The sequence below is a fragment of the Amycolatopsis minnesotensis genome (genome assembly GCF_039529815.1).
In the GTDB taxonomy this organism is placed as follows: domain Bacteria; phylum Actinomycetota; class Actinomycetes; order Mycobacteriales; family Pseudonocardiaceae; genus Amycolatopsis; species Amycolatopsis minnesotensis.
Genome location: NZ_BAAANN010000031.1, coordinates 25,344 through 51,022 on the forward strand (window position 1 = coordinate 25,344; position 25,679 = coordinate 51,022).

The following is a 25,679-nucleotide window of genomic DNA, read 5'->3' on the forward strand; positions in this document are numbered from 1 at the left end:
TCAGCGCAGCACGAGCGCGAGCACGAACAGGCCGGACGCGACGATCCCGGCGAGCGACCGGACGTGGTTGCCCGGATGCCACGCGTCGTAGTACTCGCGCCAGCGGCGTTCCGCGGCGGCGTCGATCTCGCCTCGGTCCAGCGCGTTGTTGCGCGGCACGTGGAACGCCGCCGTCATGCCGATGATCCCGGCCAGGTAGACCAGGCAGCCGGCGAGCACGAGCCACGAGCCGGAGCCCTGCCAGCGGACGACCGAGAACACGGCGGCCGCGACGTCGACGAGCGCGGTGCCCATCATGGCGAGCATGAGCGGCGGCTTCGGGGCGAAGACGTTGATCGACCGCATCGCCGCCATCGCCTCCCCCGGCGGTAGCCGGTCGAGCGCGGGCATCACGAAGGACGAGAAGGCGAAGAACACGCCGCCGACCAGGCCGGAGCCCAGAGCGGCCACGAAGGTCAGCACGGTGTCGATCACGAATTTGCTCCCGAAGTTCCGAATTCCACCCCAGTGCACGGATATAACGTCGTGTGCGCTCCGGTCGTTACGCACGCCCCGCGAACTCGATGTACGGAGCGGATCGGGGCGCGGTGGGCGACCGGCGCCACGCGAGGCGAGCGATCCGGCGGAGCAGCGCGCCCCGCCGGGTCCCTGAAGGGCGCCTTGAGGGAATCCGATGCCGCGAGGGGCGCCTTCAGGGCACGCGGCAGGAAGCGCCGAGCCAAGCATCTCTCAAGGTCACCGGGGCATAGCGGGCCAAGGCATGCCCCGACATCCACTCCTAGCCGACGGTCTTGTCGACGAAGCACCATCGCCAGTTCTCGCCCGGTTCGAAGCTGCGCATCACCGGGTGCCGGGTGTCGTGGAAGTGACCCGTCGCGTGGCGGCCCGCCGAGGAGTCGCAGCAACCGACGTGCCCGCAGGTGAGGCACAGTCGCAAGTGGACCCACGTGGTGCCTTCGGCGAGGCATTCCGCGCATCCTCCGGGGGCCTCGGCTTCGACGTCAGCAGCCTTGTCCAGGTGCTCGCACGAGCCTGCCGTCTGCGCGGGGGTGTTGAGCTCGCGGCCTTCTTCGAGCGGGCGTTCCTCGGCGCGGTCGAGCATCGACTCCTCGATGTCGAGGCGGTTGAGGACGCGGCGCAGCACTTCGTCGTCGGCGATACCGCGGTTTCGGGCGGCGAGGAATTCTTCCCGCTCGGCTTCCAGCATTTCCAGGCGCAGCCTGCGATAGGCGGCGCTCGGCGTCTCTTCGAGCGCACTTTCGCGGCCCAGCTGCTCCCAGGCGCTGTCCGAGCGGTGCATGAGGCGATCGCGCAGGCGCTCGATGACGTCGTCGGGGTCTTCCGGCCTGCGCACTTCCTTGAGCCGCCGCAGCGCGGCGCGCGCCATGTCGTGCTGCAGGGCGGCTTCCTGCAACGCGTCCTCGGCCGGATCGGGCGCGGGCAGCTTCAGCGCGCGGACGAGCTTCGGCAGCGTGGTGCCCTGCAGGCCCAGCGTGCCGGCCACCACGACGAACGCCGCGAACACCAGGATCGCGCGCTCGGGGGTGTCCGGTGGCAGCACGAACGCGGCGGCGAGGGTGACCACCCCGCGCATCCCGGCCCAGCCGATCACGATCGTGTAGGACCACCGCCACGCCTTCAGCCCGAACAGCCGCCTGCTCAGCCCGATCAGGAACATCCACAGCATCCGGGTGCCCAGCGTCGCCGCCAGGATCACCGCGCACACCACGACGATCGTGCCGGTGCCGAGATCGCTGCGGCCGACCTCGGCGAGGATGGCCCGTAGCTGCAGGCCGATCAGCAGGAAGACCGCGTTCTCCAGCAGGAACTGGATCGTCTGCCAGTTGATCCCGCTGGCCAGCCGGGACGCGCCGGACTGCATGCGCGGCGACGAGTGCCCGAGCCAGATCCCCGCGACGACGACGGCGAGCACGCCGGAGCCGTGGATCGCCTCCGCGGGCACGTAGGCGATGAACGGGAGCGCGAGCGACAGCGCGGTGTCGGTTACCGTGTCCTCGAGCCGCCCGCGCAGCTTGCACGCGCACCAGCCGACGATCCCGCCGACCACGATCCCGCCGCCCGCGGCGAGCAGGAAGTCCCCGCCGACCTGGCCGAGGCTCACCGTGCCCGCGATACCCGCGATCGCGGTGCGCAACGCGACGAGCGCCGCGGCGTCGTTGATCAGGCTCTCCCCTTCGAGCAGGCGCACGATCTTGCGGGGCATCCCGACCCGCCGCGCCACCGCGCTGGCCGCCACCGCGTCGGGCGGGGCGACCACCGCGCCGAGCGCGAACCCGGCGGCGAGCGGCAGCCCGGGGATGACGAGCCAGGTGACCACGCCGACGCACGCCGTGGTGAACACGACGAGCCCGACCGACAGCAGCGCGATCGAGCCGCGGTTCGCCCGCAGGTCGATCAGCGAGGTCTGGATCGCGGTGGCGTAGAGCAGCGGCGGGAGCAGTCCGAAGAGGACCAGCTCCGGCTGCAGCGGGAAATCGGGGACACCGGGGACGAACGACAGCCCGACGCCCACCGCGACGAGACACAGTGGAGCGGGCAGGTCGAAGCGGCGGGCGAGCGTGGTGACCAGCAGTACGGCCACCACGAGCCCGACGAGCTGCGCGGCGATGTGCACGGGACCATCATCACCCGAAGCCGCCGTGACAGCTCACCTGCCGGGCCTCCAGGGGGAAGCGCGGGGTGGCCGAAAATTCGGTCCACCCGGCGCCCGGGGTTTTCACCAGGTGTTCGGATACCGAAAAACCGTCATCTGAATACTCCTGGTGCACAAGAGGTTCCGGCCGACGCAGCGACCCTGGCCGGTCCAGGACCACCACTCCGGCGCTATGCCCGGCGCGGTTCGGCCGAGTACTGCCCGGACAAGGACGATCGAGCCTTCAGCGGGCCGTGACGGCTCACGCGCCAGAGCGAACCCAGGTCGGCACCAGCTCCAGCACTTCCGGCTCCTCGCCCAGTTCGCGATCGCCGTCCCAGGCGGCCGCGAACCGGTCATGAGCATCCGCGTCCGCGAAGGCGGTGAACCAGGCGAAGACCCGCTCGCCGGTCCGCACCGGGAGCGCGGGGAACGTGTTCTCCGCCGGTTCGGTCAGGTACCAGGCCAGCGGCGGTGCGCCGACGTCGGTCATCGCCATCGCGACGACGTCCTCGAACAGGCGGACCACCCGCTCCTCGCCGTCACGCGGAACCGGGCAGATCGTGACGCGGACGAAGCCCGCGGAGGACGGGATTTCGTCGAGCGCGCGCACCGGGCGGAGCAGGAGCACGTTGTCGGAATCGACCATGGTCGCGTTCGCGGCGTCGCGGTGCGCCTGCCACACCGGTCCCCCGTAGAACGCCGTCAGCGCTTCCTCGCGGGCCGCCATACCGGAGAACGCCCGCAGCCACACGAACCGGTCCGGGTTCCGCCGGTCGCGGAACCGGCCGGGAATCCGCATGTCGCACTCTTCCTGCGCGCCAACGAATTCGCGGTCGAACAGCTCGATGAGATCGTCGCGGCGACCGGGGTGGAGCGTGTACTGGCGCAGTTCGAGCACGGCGTCGGCCATCGGTACCTCCCAGGAGAACGGATCCCGGAAGATACGCCGTCTTCACTGACACCTGCTGTCAGTGAAGACGGCGTATCTCGGGCTCGGTCCTCACTCGTGCAGCGGTCGTACCTCTACCGAACCGAAGTGCGCGACCGGATGCGCGGCCGCGATCTCGGTCGCCTCGTCGAGGTCCGCGCACTCGATCAGGTCGTAGCCGGCGACGTGCTCGGTCGTCTCGGCGAACGGCCCGCTCGACAGCACCACCTCGCCACCCCGCGTGCGGACGGTCGTGGCGTCACTGGTCGGGCGCATCTCCGAGCCGTGCAAACGTCGATCACCCACCTTCGCCAGCCACTGCTCGATGTTCGGCGTACCCGGGGGCACGACGACCTCGTCACCGACGCGGATGAGGAGCATGTACTTCACGTTTTCTCCGTTCTTCCCTGCCATCTCTCACGACCAGGTCGAACGGGACCGGCCCAGGAGGACATCCCCCCGCCGATTATTTCGCCGGACTCACCCGGGACGCTTCGAGGCGCTCCCGCACCTGGGCCGGGGTCACGGTTTCGGCGCGCACGGGCGGCTCCGCGCGCACGTGCGCGGCGAGTGTCCGGCGGGTCATCGGCAGCGCGCCCGACAGGATCGCCAGCTTCGCCTTCGGCGACGACGACGCCCGCACGGCCAGCCTCGCCGCGGGCACGACGGCGCGGTCGAGGACGCCGGGCTGGTCGAACCCGCCGAGTTCCCGCATCCACTTCGGCAGCGTGGCGATCGTCGCGGGTGCCATGAACCTGCTCGCCCACCAGAACCGCGCGGAGCCCTTCCCCCTCGGCACGCGCAGCAGGTAGTGCATGCCCTCGTTCGCCCGCTCCGAAGTGCACAGCGCCGGGCGGACGGTGGCGAAGTAGTCGCGCACGTCGTCCCGCGAGGCAGGCACGTCGGACGGCTTGCACGTCTGCAGTTCCGCGGCGAGCACCGACTCCGCCCAGTAGCGCCGTTCCTCGTCCGGGGTGAGCGGACCCGGACCGTACTTCTCGTAGCACTTGAGCACCGAATGCCACCCGGTCACGTGGATCCAGAGCTGGGACGCGGGGTTGTTGGCGCTGTACCGCTTCCCGCTGACCGGTTCGATGCCGGTGGCCTTCGCGTGCACCTTCATCAGGAAGTCCGACGCCTCAACGGCAGTGCGGCCGTCGGCGACCGCGACGGTGAGGAAGTACGCGAGGGTGCGGTCGAGCCTGCCGACCGGATCGGTGTAGATGCCGCGCTGGTCCGCCACCGCCGCGGTCAGGTCCGGGTCGAAGTGCTCCAGCACGACCGAACGCTGGAAGCCGACCAGCGCGGTCGGACTGGTCCACACCTTCCAGGTCGGCGAGCCCGGCCCGAAGAACCCGTAGTCCTCCGGCGTGGTCGTGAGTTCGCGAATGGCCATCGTCGGCCCCTCCATGGCTTCATCTCGTAGGCACCGGCCAGCGCGGCGACGCCGCGCCACACCTGGCGAAGGTCGTGTCGTCCACGACGGGCTTGCGGAACACCGGCGCCGCCACCCGAGTCTCCCTCGTGCCAGCAATTACTACTGTCGAGTAGTATTTGCTTCCACTATGCTACGAGGAAGTAACTTTGTCCATACGGCAACGGAGGCGCGGTGGGGACCGAGGCACGGGCGGCGGCTCGCGGAGAACGCAAGCGCCGCACCTACGCGGCGCGGATACCGGCGAGCCAGCGGCGCACCGAACTGCTCGACGCCGCGTTGCACCTCGTGGTGACGAAGGGGCACAGCGCGGTGACGATGAACGCCGTCGCCGAAGAGGCCGGGGTGACCAAACCCGTTGTCTACGGCGTGTTCGTGAACCGGGCCGATCTTCTCGGCGCGCTGCTGCGCCGCGAGCAGGAGCAGGCGCTCCAGCAGATCCTGACGGTGCTCCCGGAACGCTTCGAGGAGCACCTCGGCGACGACGACCCCGGCGCCGTGGTCGCCGACGTGCTCGCGAAGTTCCTCCGCGCCGTGCGCGCGAAACCCGAGCGCTGGCACTGCGTCGTGATGCCGATGGCGGATATGCCACCGGAGTTCCACGCCGCGCGCGAACACGCCAGGGCGCAGGTGCTCGCGAGCGCCGAAGAGCTGGCGGCGGCGTTCCTCACCGCGGTCGGCTCTCCCGCCGGTCTCGACGCGGACATCGTCGGCAACACTGTGGTGACCCTGTTCGAGATGGCCGCGCGGCTCGTCCTCGACGACCCGGCGCGGTTCCGGCCCGAGCGGTTCGTCACGGCGATCCAGGCCGCCATCGGCTTGATGCACCCGCGGGAGAACCAGTGACGGCCGACCGGATCGACCCGCCCATGGTGGCCGACGAGCGCACGATGCTGCGCGCCTACCTCGACTACCACCGTGCGACGCTCGCGCTCAAGTGCGAGGGCCTCACCGACGACGAACTGCGCCACCGGTCGATGCCGCCGTCCACGCTGACCCTGCTGAGCCTGGTCCGGCACCTGGCCGAAGTGGAGCGCGTCTGGTTCCGCCGCGTGATCAACCGCGAGGACCTCCCGCTCGTCTGGTCGGCCGACGGCGACTTCCAGGTCGCCTACGACGCGAGCGAATCGACCAGGACCGAGGCGTTCGACGCCTGGCGGGCCGAGGTCTCGCACGCACGGCGCATCGAACGCGAAGCGCCGTCGCTGGACATCACCGCGCCGGGGCGCAACGGCGAAGACGTCTCGCTGCGGCTGGTGATGCTGCACCTGATCCACGAGTACGCGCGGCACAACGGCCACGCCGACCTCCTGCGCCAAGGGGTCGACGGGACCGTCGGCGTCTGAGCGCTGGTTCAGGCCAGCGAGGGCAGCAGGTCGGAGAACTCGGCGAGGAACCGGTCGACCATCCGCACCTCTTCGGGGTCGAGGCGGTGCGCCGGTTCACGGCAGTAGGCGCTGGCGAACAGCCCGCGCTTCGCCGAGATCAGCTTCTCGGCCGCGACGATCAGCTCGGTGTCGAGCATCCAGTAGGAGATGTAGGGCAGCACCCTGCGGTGCAGTTCGTCGCCACCCGCCTCGTCACCGGTGGCGAACCGCCGCCAGATCTCGACGTAGATCTCGGTGAACGAGCAGCCCGGCTGGCTGCCGACGGCACCGCGGCGGTAGGCGTCGGGCAACTGCACACCGGCGTACCCTTCGACGGCCGCCAGCGGCGGGTCGCCTGCCGCCAGCTCCGCGATGAGCGCGCCCGGCGGGCTCGACTCCACTTTGATCAGTGCGAGGTTCGGGTGCTCGCGGGCGATCGCGGCGATGGTGGCACCGTCCAAAGAGGTCCCGGTCTCCGCGGGCGCGTACTGCAGCACCAGCGGGGTCGGCGCGATGGCGTCGAGCACCGCGGACACGTGCGCGACGATCGCGCGACGGGACGGCGAAAGGAAGTGCGGCGGCAGCAGGTTGACCATGTCCGCGCCCGCCTTGACCGCCGCCGCCGCGCGGGCGACCGCGAGCCGGGTCGCGTGGTCCTGCACGGCCACGATCGCCGAAACGTCCGGACGCCGGGACGTCTCGTCGAGCAGCACACCGGTGAGCACTTCGCGCTCGCCCTCGGTCAGCTTGTGGAACTCCGAGGCGAAGCCGGGGAACATCACGCTCGTCACGCCGGTGCCGAGCACGTAGCGGACGACTCTGCGGAACCCGTCGACGTCGATGTCACCTGAATCGGAGAACGGCACCTCCAGCACCGGAGACACCCCGTTCACGACGGCGGTGGCACGGTCGGCGAGTGCAGGCGTTGCGGTCATCGGCGTTCACCCTTTCGCTTGTGCTACGACTTCGCGGGCTGGTCAGCGCCGAGCAGCCCGAGCACGGTGCCCCCGAGCACCGCGGCCCGCTCGGCTTCGCCGATGGTCCAGTCCGTGATCCGCGCGAGCTCGGACTTCGCCACCGTGTAGGGGGAATCGGTGCAGAACACACATCGGCCGGTCCCGATTTCGGGGTCGCGCCCGAACTCGCTGAGCACCGTGTCCCACGGCGCGTACGAAGTGTCGGCGTAGAGGTTTCCCGCGTGCCGTAGCGCGGGCGCGGCGTCGATCCAGAAGTCCGTCGCACCGCTGCGGCCCATCAGGAACCGCACCGACGCGTGCCGCCGCGCGAGCGTCGCCAGCGGAAGCGGCAGCGCCGTCGGGGGTGTGCCGGTGCGGACGTAGACCAGCCACCGCCGTTCCGCGGCGAACTCCAGCAGCGGGTCGAGCAGGCCGTCGAGCAGGTCGAAGCCCTGGAGCACCGGGTCCACCGCGAGCGCGACGGCGCCCTCCTCGGCCGCCTTCGCCAGCTCGTCGAGCGCGCCCTTGCCCAGCCACGGGTTCGCCACCGCGTAGGCGAGCAGCCGCCCGCCGGACTCCCGGGCGGCACGCGTGGTCAGTTCGTTGCCCTCGCGGTTCGCGACCGCGGTGCACCGCTCACCCGGCGCCACCAGCGCGCGGTCGATACCGAGCGCATCCATTGTGGACACCAGGGTGGCCGCGTCGAGCGCCACCTCCCTGCCATCGCCGATCCGGACGTGTCCGTCCACTGTGGTCATGACTCCCCCTCGACGGAAAGGCCGAGCGCGCCGAGCGCGTCGGCGTGCACGATGCCGTCGATCGCCTCCTCGGGGATCCTCGGCAGTTTCGTGCCTTCGAGGATGTCGTTGACCCGGCGCAGCCCGGCGATCGCCTCGCCGGTGTTGGCGATCGGGAAGTCGCTGCCCAGCAACAGCTTCGAGGTGCAGCCCCACTCGACGGCGGCGAGCAACGACTGGTAGCACACCCACGGCCGCAGGTAGATCGACGAGACGTCGGCGTAGACGTGCGGGTGCTTGCGGATGGTCACGACCGTCTCGGTGCCCCACGGGTGCCCCATGTGCGCCATCACGATCCGCAGCTCCGGGAACCGCAGCGCCACCTCGTCGGTGACCAGCGGGTAGGTGTAGCGCAACGGCGCGTGCCGCATCGGGGAGGCGCCCTGGTGGAACAGGATCGGCAGGCCCTCGCGTTCGCAGTAGCCGTAGAACGCCAGCGCCTGCTCGCACAACGGGTCGAAGTCCTGGTAGTTCGGGCCGAGCTTGACGCCGACCAGCCCGAGGTCCCTCGCGCGTTCCGTCTCGGCGAAAACGTTGTCCCACAGCGGGTTCACCGACAGGAACCCGATACGGCGCGACGGGGCGGCGGCGACGAACTCGGCGGTGGCGTCGTTCGTGCGCTCCGGCGGGTAGGGCAGCCCGGTCATCGGCTCTGGATCGTCCACCGCGATGTTGAACACGATGCTGACATCGGCGTCCGCCATCGCCTCGTCGTAGTCGGACCACGAGTTCGTGGTGGTCACCGGCCGGTCGGTGCGCCAGCTCGGGTACACCTTCTTCTCGTTCTCCGGCACCGCGTCCCGATGCGTCGGAGTGTGCGCGTGCACGTCGACGATCAAGCGAACCGCCTCCTCAGGTCTTCCCTCGGCACCGCGCCGAGCCCGGTGCCGGTGCCGAGCCGGACGCGGAAACCGTTGCTGTCCAACGGTGTTTCCAGGATGTCCTCGGCGTAGTAGTGCGCGCCGATGATGTCCGACGGGAACGCGCTCAGCGAGCCGAGCGCGCAGGCGACGTGCAGCTGCGCCGCCGCGCCGAGCCCCAGCTCGCCGTTGGAGCCGATCAGCACGTCGAGCCCGAACGCGCTGGCGAGCCCGCCCATCGCCACCGCGCGTCCCGGGCCGCCCGCCTTGCCGACGTAGAGGCTGATCACGTCGGCGGCACCGGCCCCGATCACCCTGACCAGGTCGTCGGTGCCGAACACCGCCTCGTCGGCGATCACCGGCAGACCTGTCGCGCGCAGGGCCGCCATGCCGCCGAGATCCCCCGGCGCCACCGGCTGCTCGACGAACGCGGGCGAGTACGCGGCGAGCGCGCGCACCGCGGTCGCCGCCTCGGGCCGGCTCCAGCCGCCGTTGGCGTCCATGCCGAGGAAGGCGTCCGGCCCGGCCAGCTCCCGTGCCTTCGCCATGCGCTCGACGTCACCCGCCACGCCGAGACCGACCTTGACCTTGAACGAGGAGAACCCGGCCGCGACCGCCGCCGCGTGCGCGCGCTCGATCTCGTTGCCGTCACCGGACAGCGACAGCTTGATCGGGACCTCCTCCCGGTACGGCCCGCCGAGCGCGGTGGTCAGCGGCACGCCGAGCGTGCGGGCGTAGGCGTCCCACAACGCGATCGAGACGCCCGCCTTGGTGAACGGGTTGGCCGCGAGCACTCTGTCCATGATGGACTCGAGGCCGCCGACGGGAGCAAGCGCCTTGCCGAACAGCGCGGGGGCGAGCACCTCGCGGACGAAGTGCTGGGCGCTCGCGGCGTCCTCGCCGCTCCACAGTGGAGTCGCGCTGACTTCGCCGTAGCCCTCGACGCCCTCGGTGGTGACCACCCGCACCAGCAGGAAGTCGGACCGGTCGTGCGCGCCCTTCGCACCGCGGACCACGAGGTCGCCGCGCGCCGGGAGGCTGACCGCGAGGGTGTGCAGCGCGGCGACCCTGGCGGTCATTTCAGCCGCCCGGCGAGCAGTGCCCTCGGTGTCGTCACGAGCATCTCGGTCTTCTGCTCTTCGGTGATCCCCCAGCCGTCGATCTCGGCGACCCGTGCGACCGCGTAGTGCTGACTGGCCTCATCGGACAGTCCGGCGTCGGTGCCGAACAGCACCTTGCCGCGGGGCGCGTTCGCGAGGATGTGCCGCGCCGCGTAGGGCGGTGTGCCGCAGATGCACAGGTAGAGGTTCTCGGTCTCGATGGTGAGGGCGAGCGCTTCGCGCCAGCAGTCGTGCAGCCCGCCGTGCCCGAGCACCACCGGCAGCTCCGGGTGACGGCGCGCGAGCGCGGCGATCTGGCTCGGCGTGGAATAGGGCGGCGTGCCGTCGTGGGACAGCAGGATGCCGCCGTGGGCGGTGACCACCTCGCAGATCGGGTCGAGCGCGGGCTCGTGCATGCTGAAGCCCTGCAGCCACGGGTGCAGCTTCAGCCCGGCGAGCCCCAGTTCGCCCATCATCCGCTCGGTCTCGGCGACCGCGTTGGCGTGGCGCGGGTTCACCGTGCCGAACCCGGCCATGCGGCTCCGGTCGGCCGCGACGAACTCGGCCAGCTCGTCATTGGACTCGGGTGTCGCGTTGAACAGGCCGTCGTGCGCGAGCAGGACCGCTGCGCCGATCCCCGCACCGTCCATGAAGGACAGGAACTCGCGCGGTCCGAACTCGGCGCCGCCGAGCCAGGTCCCGGTGTGCCACGCCGGGGTGTGCGTGTGGAAGTCGACCATCGGCGGCACCGTCCGGTCCGGCACCGTCCTGTCGGGCGCGGTCATAGGGCACCTCCGAGTTCCCCGAGTCGTCCGGCCAGCTCCGTCACGCATTCCTCCAGCCACGCGTTCCCGCGGGTCGCGTTCGCCCGCTCCGGTTCGTCGGTGTAGCCGTCGATGCGCCGCCACGCACCGGCGTCGTGCACGTCCACTCCCTCCACTGCGGACTCCGGCGGGATGGCGGGCCGCTGCCCGCGCTCCCGGACCAGTTCGGGCCGGACCGCGAGCACCATCGACGTCTCGAACTCCCCCGCGTGTCCCGGTACCGGCGTACCGTCTGCCGGCGCGGCGAGCAGTTCCCAGTAGTGCACGATCGCGACGATCATGCCGTGCCGCGCGGACAGCGTCGCCGCGGCCGCGTGGCAGACCCCGCGGTTCCCGCCGTGGCCGTTCACGAGCACCAGCCTGCGCCCGCCGTCCTCGGCCACGGACCGGCCGAGGTCCGTCAGCACCGAGGTCATGGTCTCCGACGACAGCGACAGCGTGCCCCCGAACGGCAGGTGGTGATCCGAGGCGCCGAAGGCGAGGCACGGTGCGAGCACCAGGTCCCTTGCCGAGGTCGTCGCGGCCACCAGTGCCGCGCGCTCGGCGACCGTGCCGGCCAGCAGCGCGTCCGTGCCGGTCGCCAGGTGCGGCCCGTGCTGCTCGGTCGCGCCGATCGGGAGCACGACGATCCCGTCCGGCAGGATCGCCCTCAGCTCGTCCCTGGTGCACTCCGCCCAGCGCCACAGCGTCATCGCGCGCCCATTTCGGTGGCGACGCGCTCGCTCGTGGCCAGCGCGGCGAGCCCGTCGGCGAGATCGGGGCTCGGCGCGCGGCGCACCCCGGTCATCAGCTCGACGAACCTCGTGAGCTGCCGGTCGAAGCACCGGGTGGCCCGGTCCGGCTCGAACGCCACCTTCTCCACGCTCCGGCCGTCGTCCAGCGTCAGATCGAACGTGCCGCCGTCGATCAGCACGTGACCGCGGTCGCCGAGGACGCTGATCTCGCAGCGCGGCAGCGCGCCGGTGAGCCAGCCGAACTCGGCCAGCACGACCGTCCCCTGTGGATAGTCCAGCCGTGCCCCGCACAGGTTCGGCTCGGCGAGGCCCTGCCTCGTCGCGAGCGACCACCCGTCCCGGATCTCCGAAGGAGGCCCGCCGAAGAGGAAGGAGAACCAGTCGAAGACGTGCGCGCCCTCGTGCACCACCGGCATCCCGTGCCGCAGTGTCTCTTCCAGGCGAGCCGCGTGCGCGGGATCGGACTCGTCGCGCCGTTCGTCGTAGATGTGCGCGCGCACCAGCAGCGGGCCGCCGAGACGGCCTTCGGCGATCCACTCGCGCAGCAGTTCCAGTGCCGGATCGTGCCGGTAGGTCAGCCCTACCTGCACCCGCGCCCGCTCGTGCTCGGTCAGCGCGTCCAACGCCTTCGCCTCCGCGAGCGAGGTCGCGATGGGCTTCTCGGCGAGCACGAACCGCCCGGCCTTCGCCGCTTCGACGACCAGCCCCGTGGTCACCCACGGCGGTGTCGCCAGCACCACGCCGTCCACACCATCCACTTCGGACAGATCCGGATAGGACGGTGCACCCACCGCGAAGGCGGCCGACTCGCGGCGTTCGGCGTCGGGGTCCACCAGCGCGGCGATCCGCACGTCGTGGCTGCGCAGCAACGCGGGCAGGTGCGCGCCGAGCGCGATGTCGCCGAGACCCACCAGCGCGATCGCGGGGGTCATCCCCGCACCCGCTCGTCCAGCGACGGGATCGCGGCCAGCAGCGAGCGCGTGTACTCGTGCCGCGGGTTCTCGAAGATCTCCTCGCGGGTACCCGTCTCGACGACCTCGCCGCGGTGCATCACCGCGAGCCGCGGCGCCATGTACCGCACCACCGCGAGGTCGTGCGACACGAACAGGCAGGTGAGCCCCAGCCGGTCCTGCAGATCCCGCAGCAGCTCCAGTATCTGCGCCTGGATCACCACGTCGACCGCGGAGACCGCCTCGTCGAGCACCAGGAACTCGGGCTCCAGCGCGATCGCGCGCGCGATGTTGACGCGCTGGCACTGCCCGCCGGACAGCTCGCGCGGATACCGCCCCGCGAACGAACCGGGCAGGCCGACGAGGTCGAGCAGTTCCGCGACCCTGGCCTTCCTCGCCTGCTTCGACGCGCCTTCGTGCACCGCGAGCGGGAGCCCGATGATGTGCTCCACGGTCTTGCGCCGGTTCAGCGAGCCGATCGGGTCCTGCAGCACCACCTGCATCTCGCGGCGCTTGCGGCGCAGTTCGCCCTTGCCGAGCGAGAACAGGTCGACGCCGTCGTAGCGGACGGTGCCGGAGGTCGGCTTGTCGAGCCCGAGGATGAGCTGGCTCAGCGTCGACTTCCCGGACCCCGACTCGCCGACCAGGCCGAAGGTCTCCCCGCGCTTGATCTCCAGCGACACGTGGTTCACCGCGGTCACGCCGGTGCCGAACCGGCGGACCAGGTCGTCGGCCTCGACCAGCACGTCACCGGCCTCGGTGGCCGGTGTCGCGGGCTCGCGGTCGAGGGTGACGACCGCGCCGAGCAGTTCCTTGGTGTAGGCGTGTTTCGGCTCGGTGAGCACCTCGCCGAGCGCGCCGGACTCCACGATCAGCCCCGATCGCATCACGTGGATGTGCCGGCACAGCGTCGCGGCCACCGCGAGATCGTGGGTGATGAACAAGATCGCCATCCCGCGCTGCTCGGCGAGCCGGTCGAGCAGCGCGAGGATGCGGGCCTGCGTGGTGACGTCGAGCGCGGTGGTCGGCTCGTCGGCGATCAGCACGTCCGGCGAGCACGACACCGCCATCGCGATCATCACCCGCTGGCGCATACCGCCGGAGAACTGGTGCGGGTAGTCCTTGACGCGCGCCGCCGCGTCCGGGACGCCGACCTCTTCGAGCAGTTCGACGGCGCGCGCCCCCGCGTCCTTCGCCGAGATCTCCTGGTGCGCCCGCACGGCTTCGACGAGCTGGGCGCCGACCGTCCGAACAGGATTCAGGCAGGACAGCGGGTCCTGGTAGATCATCGCGATCCGGCCGCCCCTGGTGCGCTCCATGTCGCGTTCGGACGCGGTGACCAGGTCGTGGCCGTCGAACCGCACCGCACCCGCGGTGATCACCGTCGGCTCGGGGTTCAGGCGCATGACCGACAGCGAGACCATCGTCTTGCCGCTGCCCGACTCGCCCACCAGTGCCGCGCGTTCCCCCGCGCGCAGCGTGAGGCTGACGCCGTGCACCAGCGACTTCGGCTCGCCGGAAGTACGGACGCCGACGTGCAGGTCGTCGAGCCGCAGTACGTCCGCCTTGTCCTCGGTGCTCATGAGCCGCTCCGGTGCAGGACCTTCTGCAACTGGTCCCCGATCGTGTTGAGCGCCGCGATCGCCGCGATGATCAGCAGCGCGGGCATCAGCGGGTACCAGAGGGATTCGTACAGGCGGTCGTAGCCGAGCTTCAGCAACGTGCCCCACGAGGCGTCCGGCGGCTGGATGCCGAGCCCGACGAAGCTCAGCGTGGCCTCCAGCATGAGCGAGGTGGCCACGTTGAGCGACGCCTGCGCCAGCAGCGACGGCATCGCATTGGGCAGTACCTCGGCGAACAACGTCCGCGTCCTCGACACCCCCACCGCGTCGAGGCCGTGGACGTAGTCCGACTTCAGTTCCGCCAGCACCGCCGAACGGGCGATTCGGGCAGTCAGCGGCGCCATCAGCAGCCCCGCCACCACGGTCATCGCGACCAGGTCGGAGCCGAACGCGGCGACGAACACCAGCGCGAACAGGATCGTCGGGATGGCCAGCGCCGCCTCCGCGACCCGCATCAGCACCTCGTCCACCCAGCCCGGCCGCGCGGCCGCGACCAGTCCCCAGGTGACGCCGACCACGAGCGCGATGAGCGTGGCGCCCGCGGCGAACCCGAGCGAGAGCTGCCCCGCCTGCGCGACCCTGGACAGCAGATCGCGGCCCAGCTCGTCGGTGCCGAACGGGTGCGCGAAGCTCGGGGCGGCGAACTTGGTGCGCGCGTTGATCTTCGTGGCGGACTGCAGCGCGAACGGCTGGATCGCGGCGAGCACCACGAACACCGCGAGCACCACCACCGCGGCCACCGCGGGCGGGCGGGCGAAGAACCGCTTGAGCAGCCCCGGCCCCGCCTGCTCGCTCGCACCGGGCAACGGCTCCGGTTCTCCCAGCGGCGACGACGCGCCGGGATCGACGGCGGTCATGCGGTAGTCACCTCCCCGACGCGCAGCCTCGGGTCGAGCACCCCGTACAGGATGTCGACGATCAGGTTCACCAGTACGAAGATGGCGGCCAGCAGCAGCACGGTGCTCTGGATGACGGCATAGTCGCGTTTGTACACCGAGTCGACGATCAGCGAGCCCAGCCCCGGCCAGCGGAACACGTACTCCACCACGACCGCGCCGGAGAGCACCGCGCCGACGGTGATGCCCAGCGACGTCAGCGCGGGCAGCAGCGCGTTCGGCAGCACGTGCCGCAGCACCACCGCGCGGCGCCGGATCCCCTTGCCCACCGCGGTCCGCACGTGCTGGGAACCCTCCACTTCGGACAGTGAGGCGCGCAGGTACCTGATCAGCGGAGCCGACAGGCAGATGCCGAGCGTGATCGCGGGCAGCGCGAGCGCGGCGAGGTTGCCGAAGAAGTCGGTGGTGGGCGCGACGTAGTCCTTGTTCCCGACGATCCCGAGCTTCACGGTGAACAACGCGATCAGCACGATGCCGAAGACGAACGGCGGCGCCGCCATGCCCAGTGTCGTGTAGCCGCCGACGAACCGGCCGAGCCACTTGCTGCGCAGCACCGTCGGTGCCACCGCCAGCACCAGCGCGAGGATCACCGCGAGCACCAGGCCCGCGAAGGACAGCTCCAGCGTCGGCCCGATCCGCTGTCCGATCAGGACGTCCACATCGAACTGGCTGAAGTAGGAGCGGCCGAGGTCACCGGAGAACAGGCCAGCCACCCAGTGCCAGTACTGCACCGGGATCGGGTCGTTCAGGCCCAGCTCGCCCCGCAGCTCGGCCAGCGCGCGCGGGTCGATGCCCTGCGCCGCCCCGACCTTCGTGATGGTGGGGTCGCCCGGCAGCAGCCGCAGCACCACGAAGATCAGGATCGACACCAGCACCAGCATCAGCACGCTGGCCCCGAGCCTGCGCAACACGTATCGCGTCATGCCGGCGTCCAAGCTAGGCCGCGAATCCGGCTTCTTCGAGGTGCAGAGTCCCCTCCGCCTGCACCCACGCGCCGCGCACGTTGCCCTGCGCCACCGAGAGGAACGCGGTGCTGCCGAGCACGATGATCGGGTTCTCCTTGTTCAGCACCTGCTGCGCGGTCTTGAACGCCGCGTCCCGTGCCGGACCGTCCCCTGTGGACTCGATGGTGGCGACCGCGTCGTTGTACTCCTTCGGCGCGGCCCAGTTGCACTCGCAGGTGCCCTGCGAGCCCTCGAACCAGGAAAGCGCGTAGCTGTCCGGCAACGGGGTGAACGACACGTAGTTCGCGGCGAGCATCCCGGGGAACTGCTTGCCCTTCGGGTAGAACTTCGCGCTCCAGGTGGCGTTCTCGTTGCTCTGGATGTCCAGCGTGATCCCGATCTTCTTCAGGTCCTCCTGCAGGATCTGCGCGATCGTGGTCCACTCCTGGTTGCTGCCCGCCTTCGTCCAGAAGGTCAGCTTGGCGCCGTCGGTGACGCCCGCTTCGGCGAAGAGCTGCTTCGCCTTGTCCAGGTTGAACTCGTGCTTCGGCAGGGCCTGGTCGTAGTACTTGTTCTTCGGGTTCACCACCACGTTGCCCGGCGTCGAAACCCCGTAACCCGCGTAACCCGCCTCCATCATCGCGTCCCGGTTCGCCGCGTACGACAGCGCTTCGCGCGCCTTCGGGTTGTTGAACGGCGCCGACTTGGTGTCCAGCTCCCACACCACGTAAGCGGCGGGCTCGGCGGCGGTCAGCAGCTGGCGGCCGTCGCTCGCGAGGTTCTTCACCACGTCAGGGGACACCGAGCCGAACACCGAGAGATCGCCGGAGCGCAACGCGGTCTGCGCCGCCGTCGCGTCGGCGTAGCGCGCGATCTTGATGCCGTCGAAATGCGGCTTCGCACCGAAGTACGCGTCATCGCGCGCCAGCTCGACGACCTGGTCCGGCACGAACGACTTGAGCTTGTACGGCCCGGTGCCGTTCGCGGTCTTGTTGACGTTCGCGATGTCGTCGACATCGGTCATCTTCACGTCGATGACGTCGGTGGGCAGCTCGGGGTTCGCGGTCTTGAGGTCCACCACCAGCGTCGCCGGGTCCGGCGCGCTGACCGCCTGCACCATCGCGATCTTCGCGGCCACCTGCGCGGTCGAGTTCGGCGCGAGCACCTTGTCGAAGTTCTTCTTCGCCTCGGTGGCGGTGAACGCCTTGCCGTTGTGGTACTTCACGCCGGGGTGCAGGTGGAAGGTCCACTTCTTGAAGTCGGGCGAGTGGTCCCACGAGTCGGCGAGATCGGGCTTCGCCGAGTTGTCCGGCGCCCACTTGCTCAACCCGCTCCACAGCAGCGTCTGCAGCTGGGTCTGCGCCGCGCTCGAGATCTTGTTCGGGTCGAGCTGGGTGACACCGTCGACCTGGCCGAACACCAGCGTGCCGCCGTCCTTCACCGGTCCCTGCCCGCTGTCGGCGGACGGCTTGACCTCCGGCCCGCCGGAACCGCCGTCGTCACCACCGCACGCCGCGGTGACCGCCGCCATGGTGACCGTCGCACACGCGACGGCGAGACCCCGTCCAACTCGCACGCGTACCTCCCGCTGTGATGCGGCCGCGTTCCCCAGTGGACCGTCGGACCGGCTCGGGTTGCTGCTGTGGGTTAAGCGCTGTTGTTACGTTATTTCGAAAATAACTTCTTCAAGCTGAAGATGGTAGAACCGCCGGTGGGCCCGCGCAAGGGTTTCACCGGCCGGTCAGAAGCCCCGCTTGGTGGAGATCTCCCTGCCGTGGCGCACCACCAGATCCACCGCGTAGGCCAGTTTCGGGCCCGTGAGGTCGCGCGAGAACCCGGTGACGCCGATGGACCCGCTCACCCTGCCCTCCGCGTCGAAGATCGGCGCCGCGAGACACGCGATGTCGGCCTGCTCCTCCTCGTCTTCGAGCGCGTAGCCGACCTGGCGGACCTTGGCGAGCTGGGTCCGGAACGCCCGCGCGCCCGACCGCGGCGCCTTCGGCCCGGTGCCCGCGACGAGTGTGCCGACCAGCGGCTCCAGCTCGGCGTCGGGCAGGTAGGCCGCGATCGCCCTGCCCAGCGCGGTCAGGTTGAACGGCGACACCTTGCCGGGATAGGTGTCGAACTGGATGAACCCCGGAGGCGCCGCCTTCGCCACGTAGACAACGGAAGTGCCGTCGAGCACGCCGATGTGCGCAGGCATGCGCAGTTCGTCGGCGAGCGCGCGCAGGTGTGGCTGCGCCACCTCGGACAGGTCCTCCTGCCGGATCAGCGGCGCCGCGAGGTCGTAGAGGCGCAGGGTCGGCCGCCAGAAGTGGCTGCGCCCGACCACCGTCCGCGTGGCGTATCCTCGCTGTTCCAGCGTGTACACAATGGACGCGCAGGTGGCCAGCGGGATCTCGGTGGCTCTGGCGAGCGCGGTGAGGGTGAGCCCTTCCTCGGCGCCGACGAGCTTTTCCAGCACCGTCAGCGCGCGGTCCACCGCGGGCGAGGCAGGCCGGTCCCCCTTGCCCTGGACGACCGGATCCTTCTGCGCCGTCATGGCCACCCTGCTTTCCCTTCGCTTGCCTTCACTTTCGCGCACTTCCGCAGCGCACGGCGGTGCGCGTGTCACCCACCAGAGTCACCGCAACGGCCCTAGCCGTGGCCTGACCCGGCGAGGAAGATCTTCATCTTCAGCTGTTCGTATTAATCTTCGATATACGGAGAATACTATGAAGGGTCCCCACTGGAGAGCACTGATATCCCTAGTCACCGCATCGTGCGTCGTCACCGCGCTCGCCACCGCACCCTCGGCGACCGCCCAGCCCGGCTCTGAACCGCCACCGCCGACGGCGCGCGTGAAGGACGCGCCACTGTCCGACATCAACCGCAACGTCGTGCCGCCCGGCGGCATCAAGGCCGCGATGACCGGCGGGAACACCGTCTTCGGCGACGTGCGGGAAGCCAATCCGCGCGCGGACGGCTACCGCCACATCGACACGCCCTCGCTCATCTCGAAACTCAAGCGCGAAGGGTTGAACACCTACGTCTACGGGATCTGGGACTCGCCCACCGACTGGGACGACCTCCGCACCGAGTTCGCGCCCGCGGCCGGTCGCGCCGGGATCCGGATCTGGGTCTACGTGGTACCCCCGTCGGAGTGCCTCGACAGCCCGATCCCGAGCCGCAGCGGCCGGTGCTCGCGGCCGTACAAGCTCGACTTCGTCTCGTGGGCACGGGAAATCGCGAAGCTCTCGGTGGCCAACCCGAACGTCGTGGCGTGGGCGATCGACGACTTCGTGATCGGCGCCAACGGCGAGCTGTTCACCCCGGAGTACATGCAGAAGATCGTGGACAGCCAGGACGCGGTGAACGCGAACCTCGGCTTCTACACCACCGCGTACTACGGCGAAGCGGTCAGCGACAGCTTCTACGCCCGCTTCGGCCCCTACATCGACGGCATCGTGTACCCGTACCTCGGGTACAGCAACAACACCCAGGACCCGTCCGCGGTCGGGCCCAACCTCGACAACATCCTGAAGCAGACCCAGCCGCGCGGGCTCGGCGTGCTGTTCCTGCTCTACGCCAACAGATTCCTCGACGCGGCGAACCCGCCGACGGAGGGCTACGTCGCCAAGTCGATCGGCAACGCGATGCCGTACGTGCGCGACGGCCGCATCATGGGCATCAACAACTACGGCCTGCCGCTGGCGGACAAACCCGCGCTGGTCGGGGACAACAGGGCGGCGCACGGCATCGGCCGGTTCTCGGTCGCGCTGGCGAACTACGCCGGCACGCGTGCCGGCGACTACGGGCAGGCGGAGCAAACCGTGCTGGTGAACCCGTTCGCGCGCCGCAAGACGATCTCGTTCGCCGATTTCGACTGGTACTACGGGAACCTGCCCGGCGCGGGGTACCACTACAAACAGCTGCTGGTGGACGGGAAGGTGGTGTGGGAGTCCGACGTCATCGACGCCGGCGGCGACACCTACCAGCAGCGGACCGTCGACGTGACCGAAGCGGTGCGCGGCAAGGTTTCGGCGACGATCGCGCTGCGGGTGCTCGACAAGAACGGCGTCGGCGACTACCCGCTCGACATCGGGTTCGACGACGTCCGCGGCGACGGGCTGCTCGTGCTCAACGGCGGCTTCGAGGGCGGTTGGGGCTGGAAGATCTCCGGCAACAACAAGTCGATCCTGCCGTCGATCGACCTCTACGCCACCGACCGGCCCGCCAGGATCAGGGACGCGGTCGCGCTGACCATGCGCGGCCTGCCCTACTTCGCGCCGCCGGTTCCCCCGGAGCGGCAGGGACCCGGGTACCGGACGGACAACTTCGCGATGTTCGGGCACGGCAGGCTCAGCCTGTCCGCGCCGCCGAAGACGCCGATCCCCGCGGGCGGCTGCGCTTCGGCGACGCAGGTGATGCGCGTCGACCCGTCGTCGGCGCGCTACGAGATCTCGTTCTGGGACTACGACCAGTACGCCAAGACGCAGGCGATCCAGAACTACCTGTCCAAGCGCCTGCTCATCGACGGCAACGAGGTCTACCACCACGACATCTCCGACGGCCCGGAGTACACCTGGATGAACGGCGACGGCGGGCAGGGCCCGATCGACATCAGCGCGTTCGTGCGCGGCAAGGACAGGGTCACCGTGTCCTACCAGCTGTGCGCGGACCGCCCGATCCCCGATCTCGCCATCGACGTCGGCATGGACACCGTCACCGCGGTGGGGCTCGACGTGCGCAACCCCGGTTTCGAGAGCACCGGGGACTGGGCACTGACCTCCACCAACCCGGTGCTCAAGCCGGCCATCAAGATCGTCCGCTGACCGCCCGTCCACTGTGGACCAATTGAACAGCCAGGACCCGATGCCCCGAAGGGACCCTTCGGGGCATCGGGATCCCTGGAGGTCACAGCGCTGATGCGCGCGTCGATTCCGGTGAGATCGGGAACTGGGGCGTGGAGCCCACTGGGGTCCCTGAAGGACGCCTTCGGGGAATCTGACGTCGCAATCTCGCCCCTCGCGGCATCCGGCACGGCGACGCCCATGCCCTGAAGGTGACCTTCGCGGCGTTAGATTCCCCCAGGGACCCCTTCACGGCATGAGCCTTGGCGATACCGACTTGCCGTGAAGGGCGCCTTCAGGGCATGAGCCTGGCGATGCCGACTTGCCGTGAGGGGCGCCTTCAGGGCATGGGCTTGGCGATGCGACCTGCCGTGAAGGGCGAGTTCGCGGCATCAGATTCCCTCAAGGGCGCCTTCAGGGACTCGGCGGGGCACGCTGCTCCACCCTGATCGCCCGCCTCGCGTCCCCGGTCCCCCACCGCGCCCCGCTCCGCTCCGGCTCGGCGCTTCCTGCCGCGGTCGCCCTGAAGGTGCCCTTCACGGCATCACATTCCCCCAAGGGCACCTTCAGGGGCATGCGCGGTGAACCTCACTGACCTCTCCAGGAGCAGCCGCCGCAGGGCGCGGAAGCGGACCCGTCAGTCGCCCGCGGCGTCCAGGAGGCGCCGGTACCGCTCGTCCCGCGAGGCGAGCAGCGCGGCGACCTCGTCCGGGGTGTAGTCGCGGAACCCGGCGCCGGCCTTGACGCCCGCGCGGCCGTCCGCGACGAGGTCCGTCAGCTCCGCCGGGACGGTGAACCGGTCGCCGTAGGCGGCTTCGAGGGTCTCCAAAATGCTCGTGTAGACGTCCAGCCCTGCCATGTCGGCGATCGCGAACGGCCCGAAAGCGGGCAGGCGGAAGCCGAAGGTCCGCCTGACGACGGCGTCGACCTGCTCGGGTGTCGCGGAACCGTCGCGGACGCAGTTGAGCGCCTCCAGGAACAACGCGAGCTGCAGCCGGTTGGCGACGAACCCCGCGCCGGCACCGACCTCGATCGGTTCCTTGCCGATCGAGGCCAGGAACGACACGACGCGCTGCAGGGTTTCGTCGCTGGTTTCCGGCGCACGGGCGACTTCGACCCCTGGCACCAGCTCGGCGGGGTTGAAGAAGTGCGTGGCGACGAAGCGGCCGGCGGCGGGGACCGCGCAGGCCAGGTCCTTGATCGGCAATGAAGACGTATTCGTGGCCAACACGGATGAACTGCCCATAGCGGGACCTATCCCCCGGTATACGTCGAGCTTCGCCCCCATGTCCTCGTAGACGGCTTCGATCACGAGATCGACGCCGTCGACGGCTTCCACGAGGTCCGCCCGCGGCTCGACGAGTTCTTCCAACGGCGCGTACGGAGTGCCGGGCGCCGCTTCGACCGCGCTCTCGTACCTTCGGCGAATCGCCCGCATTCCGTTGTCCACCGCCGAAGGGCGGTCGTGCACGCGGACGTTGACGCCGCCGAGCGCGACCGCGACCGCGATGCCCTGGCCCATGGTGCCCGCGCCGATCACCGCGACCGACTCGATGGGTTCGCCCATGACGTCCTCCTCGCCGAAGCACGGCGAGGAGGACGTCCCCTTGACATCCACCGCCGTCCCCTTGAATGTATACGTATTCAGAGCACGAAGGGCAAGGGTGTGGTCACCGCACGCGAAGTCGCGAAACTCGCCGGCGTCTCACAGGCGACCGTGTCGCGCGTGCTGCACGACCACGCGTCGGTCAGCGAGGACGCGCGCCGCAAGGTGCGGCGCGTGATGGCCGAAACCGGGTACCAGCCCAACGGCGCGGCGCGGGCGATGCGCACCAACCGCACCGGCACCGTCGGGCTGATCGTCGACGACATGACGAACCCCTTCTACCCCGAACTGGTCAGGGTGCTCGGTGCCGAACTGGGCGCGGCGGGGCTGCGGATGATCCTGTGGGACAGCGCGGGTCCCGGCGAACGCGCCGCACTCGACGCGATCGACCAGCGGCTCGTCGACGGGCTCCTGTTCACCACCGCCACCGCCGCGTCGGTGCCGCTCGCGCGCGCGATCGACCGGGGCGCCCCGGTGGTGCTGGTCAACCGCACCGTGCCCGATCTCGCGTGCGACCAGGTGGACAGCGACAACCACGCGGGCGCGGCGGCCGCGGCGAGGTACTTCGCGGCGGCGGGGCGGCGCGAGGTCGCGCTCGTCGACGGCCCGCGGGACGCGAGCACGGCGCGCGATCGCGGGGCCGGCTTCCGCGCGGGCTGCGCCGGCAACGGGCTCGAACTGCCGGAGTCGCGGATCGCCGGCGGCGGGCTCTCCCACGACGGCGGGCGCGCGGCGATGGCGCGCATCCTCGCCGGTGGCCCCGCGCCCTCGGCGGTCTTCTGCGCCAACGACTTCAGCGCCTTCGGCGCGCTCGACGCGCTCGCCGACGCCGGGCTCCGGGTGCCGGAGGACGTGTGGGTGATCGGGTACGACGACATCCCGATGGCCGCGTGGGGCGCCTTCGGCCTGACCACCGTGCGCCAGCCGCTCGCCGATATGGCGGCCACGGCGGTTTCCCTGCTGCGCGAACGGGTCGCCGAACCCGGCCGCGCGGTGCGGCACCAGCGTTTCCGCAACGACCTCGTGGTGCGGCGCACGACGAACGGGCAGGAGGTACTTCGATGATCGCGGTGATCACCGGCGCCGGGCGGGGAATCGGCAAGGCGATCGCGCTGCGCCTCGGCAGCGACGGCGCGACGGTGGTGCTTTCCGGCCGGGACGCCGAAACGCTCGAAGCGACCGGCGCCGAGTTGACCGCCGTCGGCGCGGAGTGGCGCGCACGGCCGCTCGACCTCACCGAACCATCCACTGTGGACGATCTCGCGGCATGGGTCGGGCGCGAGCTCGGCACCCCGGACCTGGTGGTGTGCAACAGCGGGGTCGGCGGCCCGTCCGCGCCGGTGTGGGAGGTCGAGCCCGCCGCATGGGAGGAGACCTTCGCGGTCAACACCGCGGGCGCGTTCCGCACCGTCCGCGCCTTCGCGCCGCCGATGATCGAGCGCGGCACGGGTTCGTTCGTGCTCATCGGGTCGATGACCGGGAAGCGCCCCCTCAAGCACCGGGCCGCCTACGCGGCCAGCAAGCTCGCGCTCGTCGGGTTCTGCCGCACCGCCGCGCTCGACCTCGCCCCGCACGGCGTGCGGATCAACGTGGTGTCACCGGGTTTCGTCGAAGGCGATCGCCTCGACTGGGTCGTCGGCGCACAGGCGGAGGCCACCGGAACCGACCAGGAGTCCGCCCGCGCGGCCATGCTCGGGGCGGTCCCGCTCGGGCGTTTCGTCGCGGCGTCGGACGTGGCGGCCACCGTCGCCCATCTCGCGTCGCCTGGCGCGGCTTCGATCACCGGCGAGGACGTCAACGTCAGCGCCGGGCTCGTCATGTACTGATCCCAGTCCCATTCGAGAAGAAGGGCGGTCCACCGATGGCGGAGTATCTCAAGCAGGGCTGGCGGCATGACGCCGCGCGCAGCGAAGAAGTGGTGAAGACCGTCAGCCGGATCCTGCACGACGTGGAAACCGAGGGGCTTCCCGCGATCCGGCGGTACTCGGAGCAGCTCGACAACTGGAACCCCGAGTCCTTTGTGGTCAGTGCGGACGAGATCGCGAAAGCCCGCGAAGCCGTACCGGACGAACTCGGGCGCGAACTCGAGTTCGCGCTGGGGCAGGTGCGCAACTTCGCCGCGAAGCAACGGGAAACCCTCACCGATCTCGAGGTCGAGACGCTGCCGGGCGTGGTGCTCGGGCACCGGCACATCCCGGTCGACGCGGTCGGGTCCTACTCGCCAGGCGGGCGGTACCCCCTCATCGCGTCGTCGATCATGACCGTCGCGGTGCCCAAGACGGCCGGGGTGCGGACGGTGGTCGCCGCGGCACCGCCGAGGGAGGCGGCCGGGATCTACCCGCCGCAGCTGTACACGATGGACCTCGCCGGCGCGGACGTGATCCTGTGCCTCGGCGGGGTGCAGGCGTTCGCCGCGCTGGCCTTCGGCGTCGAGGACGTCAAGGGCGTGGACATGGTGGTCGGCGCGGGCAACGCGTTCGTGGCCGAGGCGAAGCGGCAGCTTTTCGGCACCGTCGGCATCGACCTGCTGGCGGGGCCGACCGAGGTCGCCGTGATCGCCGACGAGACGGCGGATCCGCGGCTGGTCGCGGCGGACCTGCTCGGCCAGGCCGAGCACGGGCCGAACAGCCCGGCGCTGCTCGTCACCACCTCGCGCCCGTTCGGCCAGGCCGTACTGTCCGAAGTGGACCGGTGGCTGGCCGGTCAGTGGCCGACGAAGGAGGTCGCGGGCGCGGCGTGGCGCGAGCACGGGGCCGTCGTCGTCGCGGACTCGCTCGAAGAGGCCGCCGCCATCTCGGACTCCTACGCGCCGGAACACCTCGAGGTGCAGACCGCCGACGACGACTGGTACTTCGAGCACCTGCGCAACTACGGCTCGCTGTTCGTCGGCCCGGAGTCGACCGTGGCCTACTCCGACAAGTCGATCGGCACGAACCACGTGCTGCCGACCGGGCGCGCCGCGCGGTACACCGGCGGGCTGTGGGTCGGCAAGTTCCTCAAGACGGTCACCTATCAGCGGCTGACCCCGGAAGGCGGCGCGCTCGTCGCCCCGTCGACCGCCGCGATCGCCGACGCCGAGCTCATGTTCGGGCACGCGCTCACCGCGCGGCTCCGGCTGGAGGAGCGCACGGGTTCAACCCCGAGGTGACGCCGCGCGGGTGGCTGTGCAGGA

The 25,679-nt window shown here is 70.4% G+C and carries 24 protein-coding genes; 6 read left to right on the forward strand and 18 right to left on the reverse strand.

Going from position 1 to position 25,679, the window contains the following annotated elements; all coding sequences use genetic code 11:
* From ABD256_RS31795 to ABD256_RS31815, 5 genes are all read right to left on the reverse strand, one after another.
* Window positions 1–474 (reverse strand): anthrone oxygenase family protein, encoded by a 474-nt coding sequence (locus ABD256_RS31795; RefSeq protein WP_344427449.1) that lies wholly within the window; start codon window positions 472–474, stop codon window positions 1–3.
* Window positions 475–778: 304 nt separating this feature from the next.
* Window positions 779–2,635 (reverse strand): Na+/H+ antiporter, encoded by a 1,857-nt coding sequence (locus tag ABD256_RS31800; RefSeq protein WP_344427452.1) that lies wholly within the window; start codon window positions 2,633–2,635, stop codon window positions 779–781.
* A gap of 280 nt (window positions 2,636–2,915) precedes the next feature.
* Window positions 2,916–3,566: an NIPSNAP family protein gene (locus ABD256_RS31805; RefSeq protein WP_344427454.1), complete on the reverse strand. Its 651-nt coding sequence runs from the start codon at window positions 3,564–3,566 to the stop codon at window positions 2,916–2,918.
* 90 nt (window positions 3,567–3,656) lie between these two features.
* On the reverse strand, window positions 3,657–3,965 hold the full coding sequence (locus ABD256_RS31810; protein WP_344427676.1) for a YciI family protein: 309 nt from the start codon (window positions 3,963–3,965) through the stop codon (window positions 3,657–3,659).
* An 85-nt stretch (window positions 3,966–4,050) separates the two neighbouring features.
* Window positions 4,051–4,980 (reverse strand): oxygenase MpaB family protein, encoded by a 930-nt coding sequence (locus ABD256_RS31815; RefSeq protein WP_344427457.1) that lies wholly within the window; start codon window positions 4,978–4,980, stop codon window positions 4,051–4,053.
* A gap of 213 nt (window positions 4,981–5,193) precedes the next feature.
* Between ABD256_RS31815 and ABD256_RS31820 the strand changes: the two genes are divergently transcribed.
* Both ABD256_RS31820 and ABD256_RS31825 read left to right on the forward strand, forming a co-directional pair.
* Complete coding sequence (locus ABD256_RS31820; protein ID WP_344427460.1) at window positions 5,194–5,865, forward strand: TetR/AcrR family transcriptional regulator; 672 nt, start codon at window positions 5,194–5,196, stop codon at window positions 5,863–5,865.
* 23 nt (window positions 5,866–5,888) lie between these two features.
* The gene (locus ABD256_RS31825; RefSeq protein WP_425546557.1) at window positions 5,889–6,365 is read left to right on the forward strand and encodes a DinB family protein; all 477 of its coding nucleotides are present in this window, start codon (window positions 5,889–5,891) and stop codon (window positions 6,363–6,365) included.
* An 8-nt stretch (window positions 6,366–6,373) separates the two neighbouring features.
* On the opposite strand, the gene ABD256_RS31830 is transcribed toward ABD256_RS31825, so the two are convergent.
* From ABD256_RS31830 to ABD256_RS31885, 12 genes are all read right to left on the reverse strand, one after another.
* Window positions 6,374–7,321 (reverse strand): dihydrodipicolinate synthase family protein, encoded by a 948-nt coding sequence (locus tag ABD256_RS31830; RefSeq protein ID WP_344427467.1) that lies wholly within the window; start codon window positions 7,319–7,321, stop codon window positions 6,374–6,376.
* Between the two features lie 23 nt (window positions 7,322–7,344).
* Window positions 7,345–8,100, reverse strand: coding sequence for an amidohydrolase family protein (locus ABD256_RS31835; protein WP_344427469.1), 756 nt, complete (start codon window positions 8,098–8,100; stop codon window positions 7,345–7,347).
* Window positions 8,097–8,978, reverse strand: a complete 882-nt coding sequence (locus ABD256_RS31840) for an amidohydrolase family protein (RefSeq protein WP_344427472.1) — start codon at window positions 8,976–8,978, stop codon at window positions 8,097–8,099. The genes ABD256_RS31835 and ABD256_RS31840 overlap by 4 nt, the downstream gene beginning before the upstream one ends.
* The gene (locus ABD256_RS31845; RefSeq protein WP_344427475.1) at window positions 8,975–10,078 is read right to left on the reverse strand and encodes a mandelate racemase/muconate lactonizing enzyme family protein; all 1,104 of its coding nucleotides are present in this window, start codon (window positions 10,076–10,078) and stop codon (window positions 8,975–8,977) included. Before ABD256_RS31845 ends, ABD256_RS31840 begins: the two co-directional genes overlap by 4 nt.
* On the reverse strand, window positions 10,075–10,884 hold the full coding sequence (locus ABD256_RS31850) for an amidohydrolase family protein (protein ID WP_344427478.1): 810 nt from the start codon (window positions 10,882–10,884) through the stop codon (window positions 10,075–10,077). Before ABD256_RS31850 ends, ABD256_RS31845 begins: the two co-directional genes overlap by 4 nt.
* Window positions 10,881–11,615 (reverse strand): creatininase family protein, encoded by a 735-nt coding sequence (locus ABD256_RS31855; protein WP_344427481.1) that lies wholly within the window; start codon window positions 11,613–11,615, stop codon window positions 10,881–10,883. Before ABD256_RS31855 ends, ABD256_RS31850 begins: the two co-directional genes overlap by 4 nt.
* On the reverse strand, window positions 11,612–12,589 hold the full coding sequence (locus tag ABD256_RS31860; RefSeq protein WP_344427484.1) for a Gfo/Idh/MocA family protein: 978 nt from the start codon (window positions 12,587–12,589) through the stop codon (window positions 11,612–11,614). The genes ABD256_RS31855 and ABD256_RS31860 overlap by 4 nt, the downstream gene beginning before the upstream one ends.
* Window positions 12,586–14,190: an ABC transporter ATP-binding protein gene (locus tag ABD256_RS31865; protein ID WP_344427487.1), complete on the reverse strand. Its 1,605-nt coding sequence runs from the start codon at window positions 14,188–14,190 to the stop codon at window positions 12,586–12,588. The genes ABD256_RS31860 and ABD256_RS31865 overlap by 4 nt, the downstream gene beginning before the upstream one ends.
* Window positions 14,187–15,086 carry an ABC transporter permease gene (locus ABD256_RS31870; RefSeq protein WP_344427490.1) on the reverse strand — a complete coding sequence of 300 codons (900 nt, stop codon included), beginning with the start codon at window positions 15,084–15,086 and terminating at the stop codon, window positions 14,187–14,189. The genes ABD256_RS31865 and ABD256_RS31870 overlap by 4 nt, the downstream gene beginning before the upstream one ends.
* Complete coding sequence (locus ABD256_RS31875) at window positions 15,083–16,048, reverse strand: ABC transporter permease (protein WP_344427492.1); 966 nt, start codon at window positions 16,046–16,048, stop codon at window positions 15,083–15,085. The genes ABD256_RS31870 and ABD256_RS31875 overlap by 4 nt, the downstream gene beginning before the upstream one ends.
* A gap of 13 nt (window positions 16,049–16,061) precedes the next feature.
* Complete coding sequence (locus tag ABD256_RS31880) at window positions 16,062–17,645, reverse strand: ABC transporter substrate-binding protein (RefSeq protein ID WP_344427495.1); 1,584 nt, start codon at window positions 17,643–17,645, stop codon at window positions 16,062–16,064.
* A 165-nt stretch (window positions 17,646–17,810) separates the two neighbouring features.
* Window positions 17,811–18,611: an IclR family transcriptional regulator gene (locus ABD256_RS31885; protein WP_344427498.1), complete on the reverse strand. Its 801-nt coding sequence runs from the start codon at window positions 18,609–18,611 to the stop codon at window positions 17,811–17,813.
* A 172-nt stretch (window positions 18,612–18,783) separates the two neighbouring features.
* Between ABD256_RS31885 and ABD256_RS31890 the strand changes: the two genes are divergently transcribed.
* Window positions 18,784–20,883 carry a hypothetical protein gene (locus ABD256_RS31890; protein WP_344427501.1) on the forward strand — a complete coding sequence of 700 codons (2,100 nt, stop codon included), beginning with the start codon at window positions 18,784–18,786 and terminating at the stop codon, window positions 20,881–20,883.
* A gap of 655 nt (window positions 20,884–21,538) precedes the next feature.
* Here ABD256_RS31890 and ABD256_RS31895 read toward each other — a convergent pair.
* Window positions 21,539–22,468 (reverse strand): 3-hydroxyacyl-CoA dehydrogenase family protein, encoded by a 930-nt coding sequence (locus tag ABD256_RS31895; RefSeq protein WP_344427504.1) that lies wholly within the window; start codon window positions 22,466–22,468, stop codon window positions 21,539–21,541.
* A 99-nt stretch (window positions 22,469–22,567) separates the two neighbouring features.
* Between ABD256_RS31895 and ABD256_RS31900 the strand changes: the two genes are divergently transcribed.
* From ABD256_RS31900 to hisD, 3 genes are read left to right on the forward strand one after another with little or no spacing between them, the layout of a single operon-like run.
* On the forward strand, window positions 22,568–23,572 hold the full coding sequence (locus ABD256_RS31900; RefSeq protein WP_344427507.1) for a LacI family DNA-binding transcriptional regulator: 1,005 nt from the start codon (window positions 22,568–22,570) through the stop codon (window positions 23,570–23,572).
* Window positions 23,569–24,333, forward strand: a complete 765-nt coding sequence (locus tag ABD256_RS31905; protein WP_344427510.1) for an SDR family NAD(P)-dependent oxidoreductase — start codon at window positions 23,569–23,571, stop codon at window positions 24,331–24,333. Before ABD256_RS31900 ends, ABD256_RS31905 begins: the two co-directional genes overlap by 4 nt.
* 35 nt (window positions 24,334–24,368) lie before the next feature.
* Window positions 24,369–25,655, forward strand: coding sequence for a histidinol dehydrogenase (gene hisD, locus ABD256_RS31910; RefSeq protein WP_344427514.1), 1,287 nt, complete (start codon window positions 24,369–24,371; stop codon window positions 25,653–25,655).
* Window positions 25,656–25,679 lie beyond the last annotated feature (24 nt).

Bases quoted from the DNA above. Each gene is read 5' to 3' on its own strand.
- ABD256_RS31905 (WP_344427510.1), top strand. From the start codon at position 23,569: ATGATCGCGGTGATCACCGGCGCCGGGCGGGGAATCGGCAAGGCGATC.
- ABD256_RS31870 (WP_344427490.1), bottom strand. From the start codon at position 15,086: ATGACCGCCGTCGATCCCGGCGCGTCGTCGCCGCTGGGAGAACCGGAG.
- ABD256_RS31835 (WP_344427469.1), bottom strand. From the start codon at position 8,100: ATGACCACAGTGGACGGACACGTCCGGATCGGCGATGGCAGGGAGGTG.
- ABD256_RS31885 (WP_344427498.1), bottom strand. From the start codon at position 18,611: ATGACGGCGCAGAAGGATCCGGTCGTCCAGGGCAAGGGGGACCGGCCT.
- ABD256_RS31850 (WP_344427478.1), bottom strand. From the start codon at position 10,884: ATGACCGCGCCCGACAGGACGGTGCCGGACCGGACGGTGCCGCCGATG.
- ABD256_RS31895 (WP_344427504.1), bottom strand. From the start codon at position 22,468: ATGGGCGAACCCATCGAGTCGGTCGCGGTGATCGGCGCGGGCACCATG.
- ABD256_RS31875 (WP_344427492.1), bottom strand. From the start codon at position 16,048: ATGACGCGATACGTGTTGCGCAGGCTCGGGGCCAGCGTGCTGATGCTG.
- ABD256_RS31810 (WP_344427676.1), bottom strand. From the start codon at position 3,965: ATGCTCCTCATCCGCGTCGGTGACGAGGTCGTCGTGCCCCCGGGTACG.
- ABD256_RS31845 (WP_344427475.1), bottom strand. From the start codon at position 10,078: ATGACCGCCAGGGTCGCCGCGCTGCACACCCTCGCGGTCAGCCTCCCG.
- ABD256_RS31855 (WP_344427481.1), bottom strand. From the start codon at position 11,615: ATGACGCTGTGGCGCTGGGCGGAGTGCACCAGGGACGAGCTGAGGGCG.
- ABD256_RS31890 (WP_344427501.1), top strand. From the start codon at position 18,784: ATGAAGGGTCCCCACTGGAGAGCACTGATATCCCTAGTCACCGCATCG.
- hisD (WP_344427514.1), top strand. From the start codon at position 24,369: ATGGCGGAGTATCTCAAGCAGGGCTGGCGGCATGACGCCGCGCGCAGC.
- ABD256_RS31815 (WP_344427457.1), bottom strand. From the start codon at position 4,980: ATGGCCATTCGCGAACTCACGACCACGCCGGAGGACTACGGGTTCTTC.
- ABD256_RS31860 (WP_344427484.1), bottom strand. From the start codon at position 12,589: ATGACCCCCGCGATCGCGCTGGTGGGTCTCGGCGACATCGCGCTCGGC.
- ABD256_RS31830 (WP_344427467.1), bottom strand. From the start codon at position 7,321: ATGACCGCAACGCCTGCACTCGCCGACCGTGCCACCGCCGTCGTGAAC.
- ABD256_RS31865 (WP_344427487.1), bottom strand. From the start codon at position 14,190: ATGAGCACCGAGGACAAGGCGGACGTACTGCGGCTCGACGACCTGCAC.
- ABD256_RS31805 (WP_344427454.1), bottom strand. From the start codon at position 3,566: ATGGCCGACGCCGTGCTCGAACTGCGCCAGTACACGCTCCACCCCGGT.
- ABD256_RS31825 (WP_425546557.1), top strand. From the start codon at position 5,889: ATGGTGGCCGACGAGCGCACGATGCTGCGCGCCTACCTCGACTACCAC.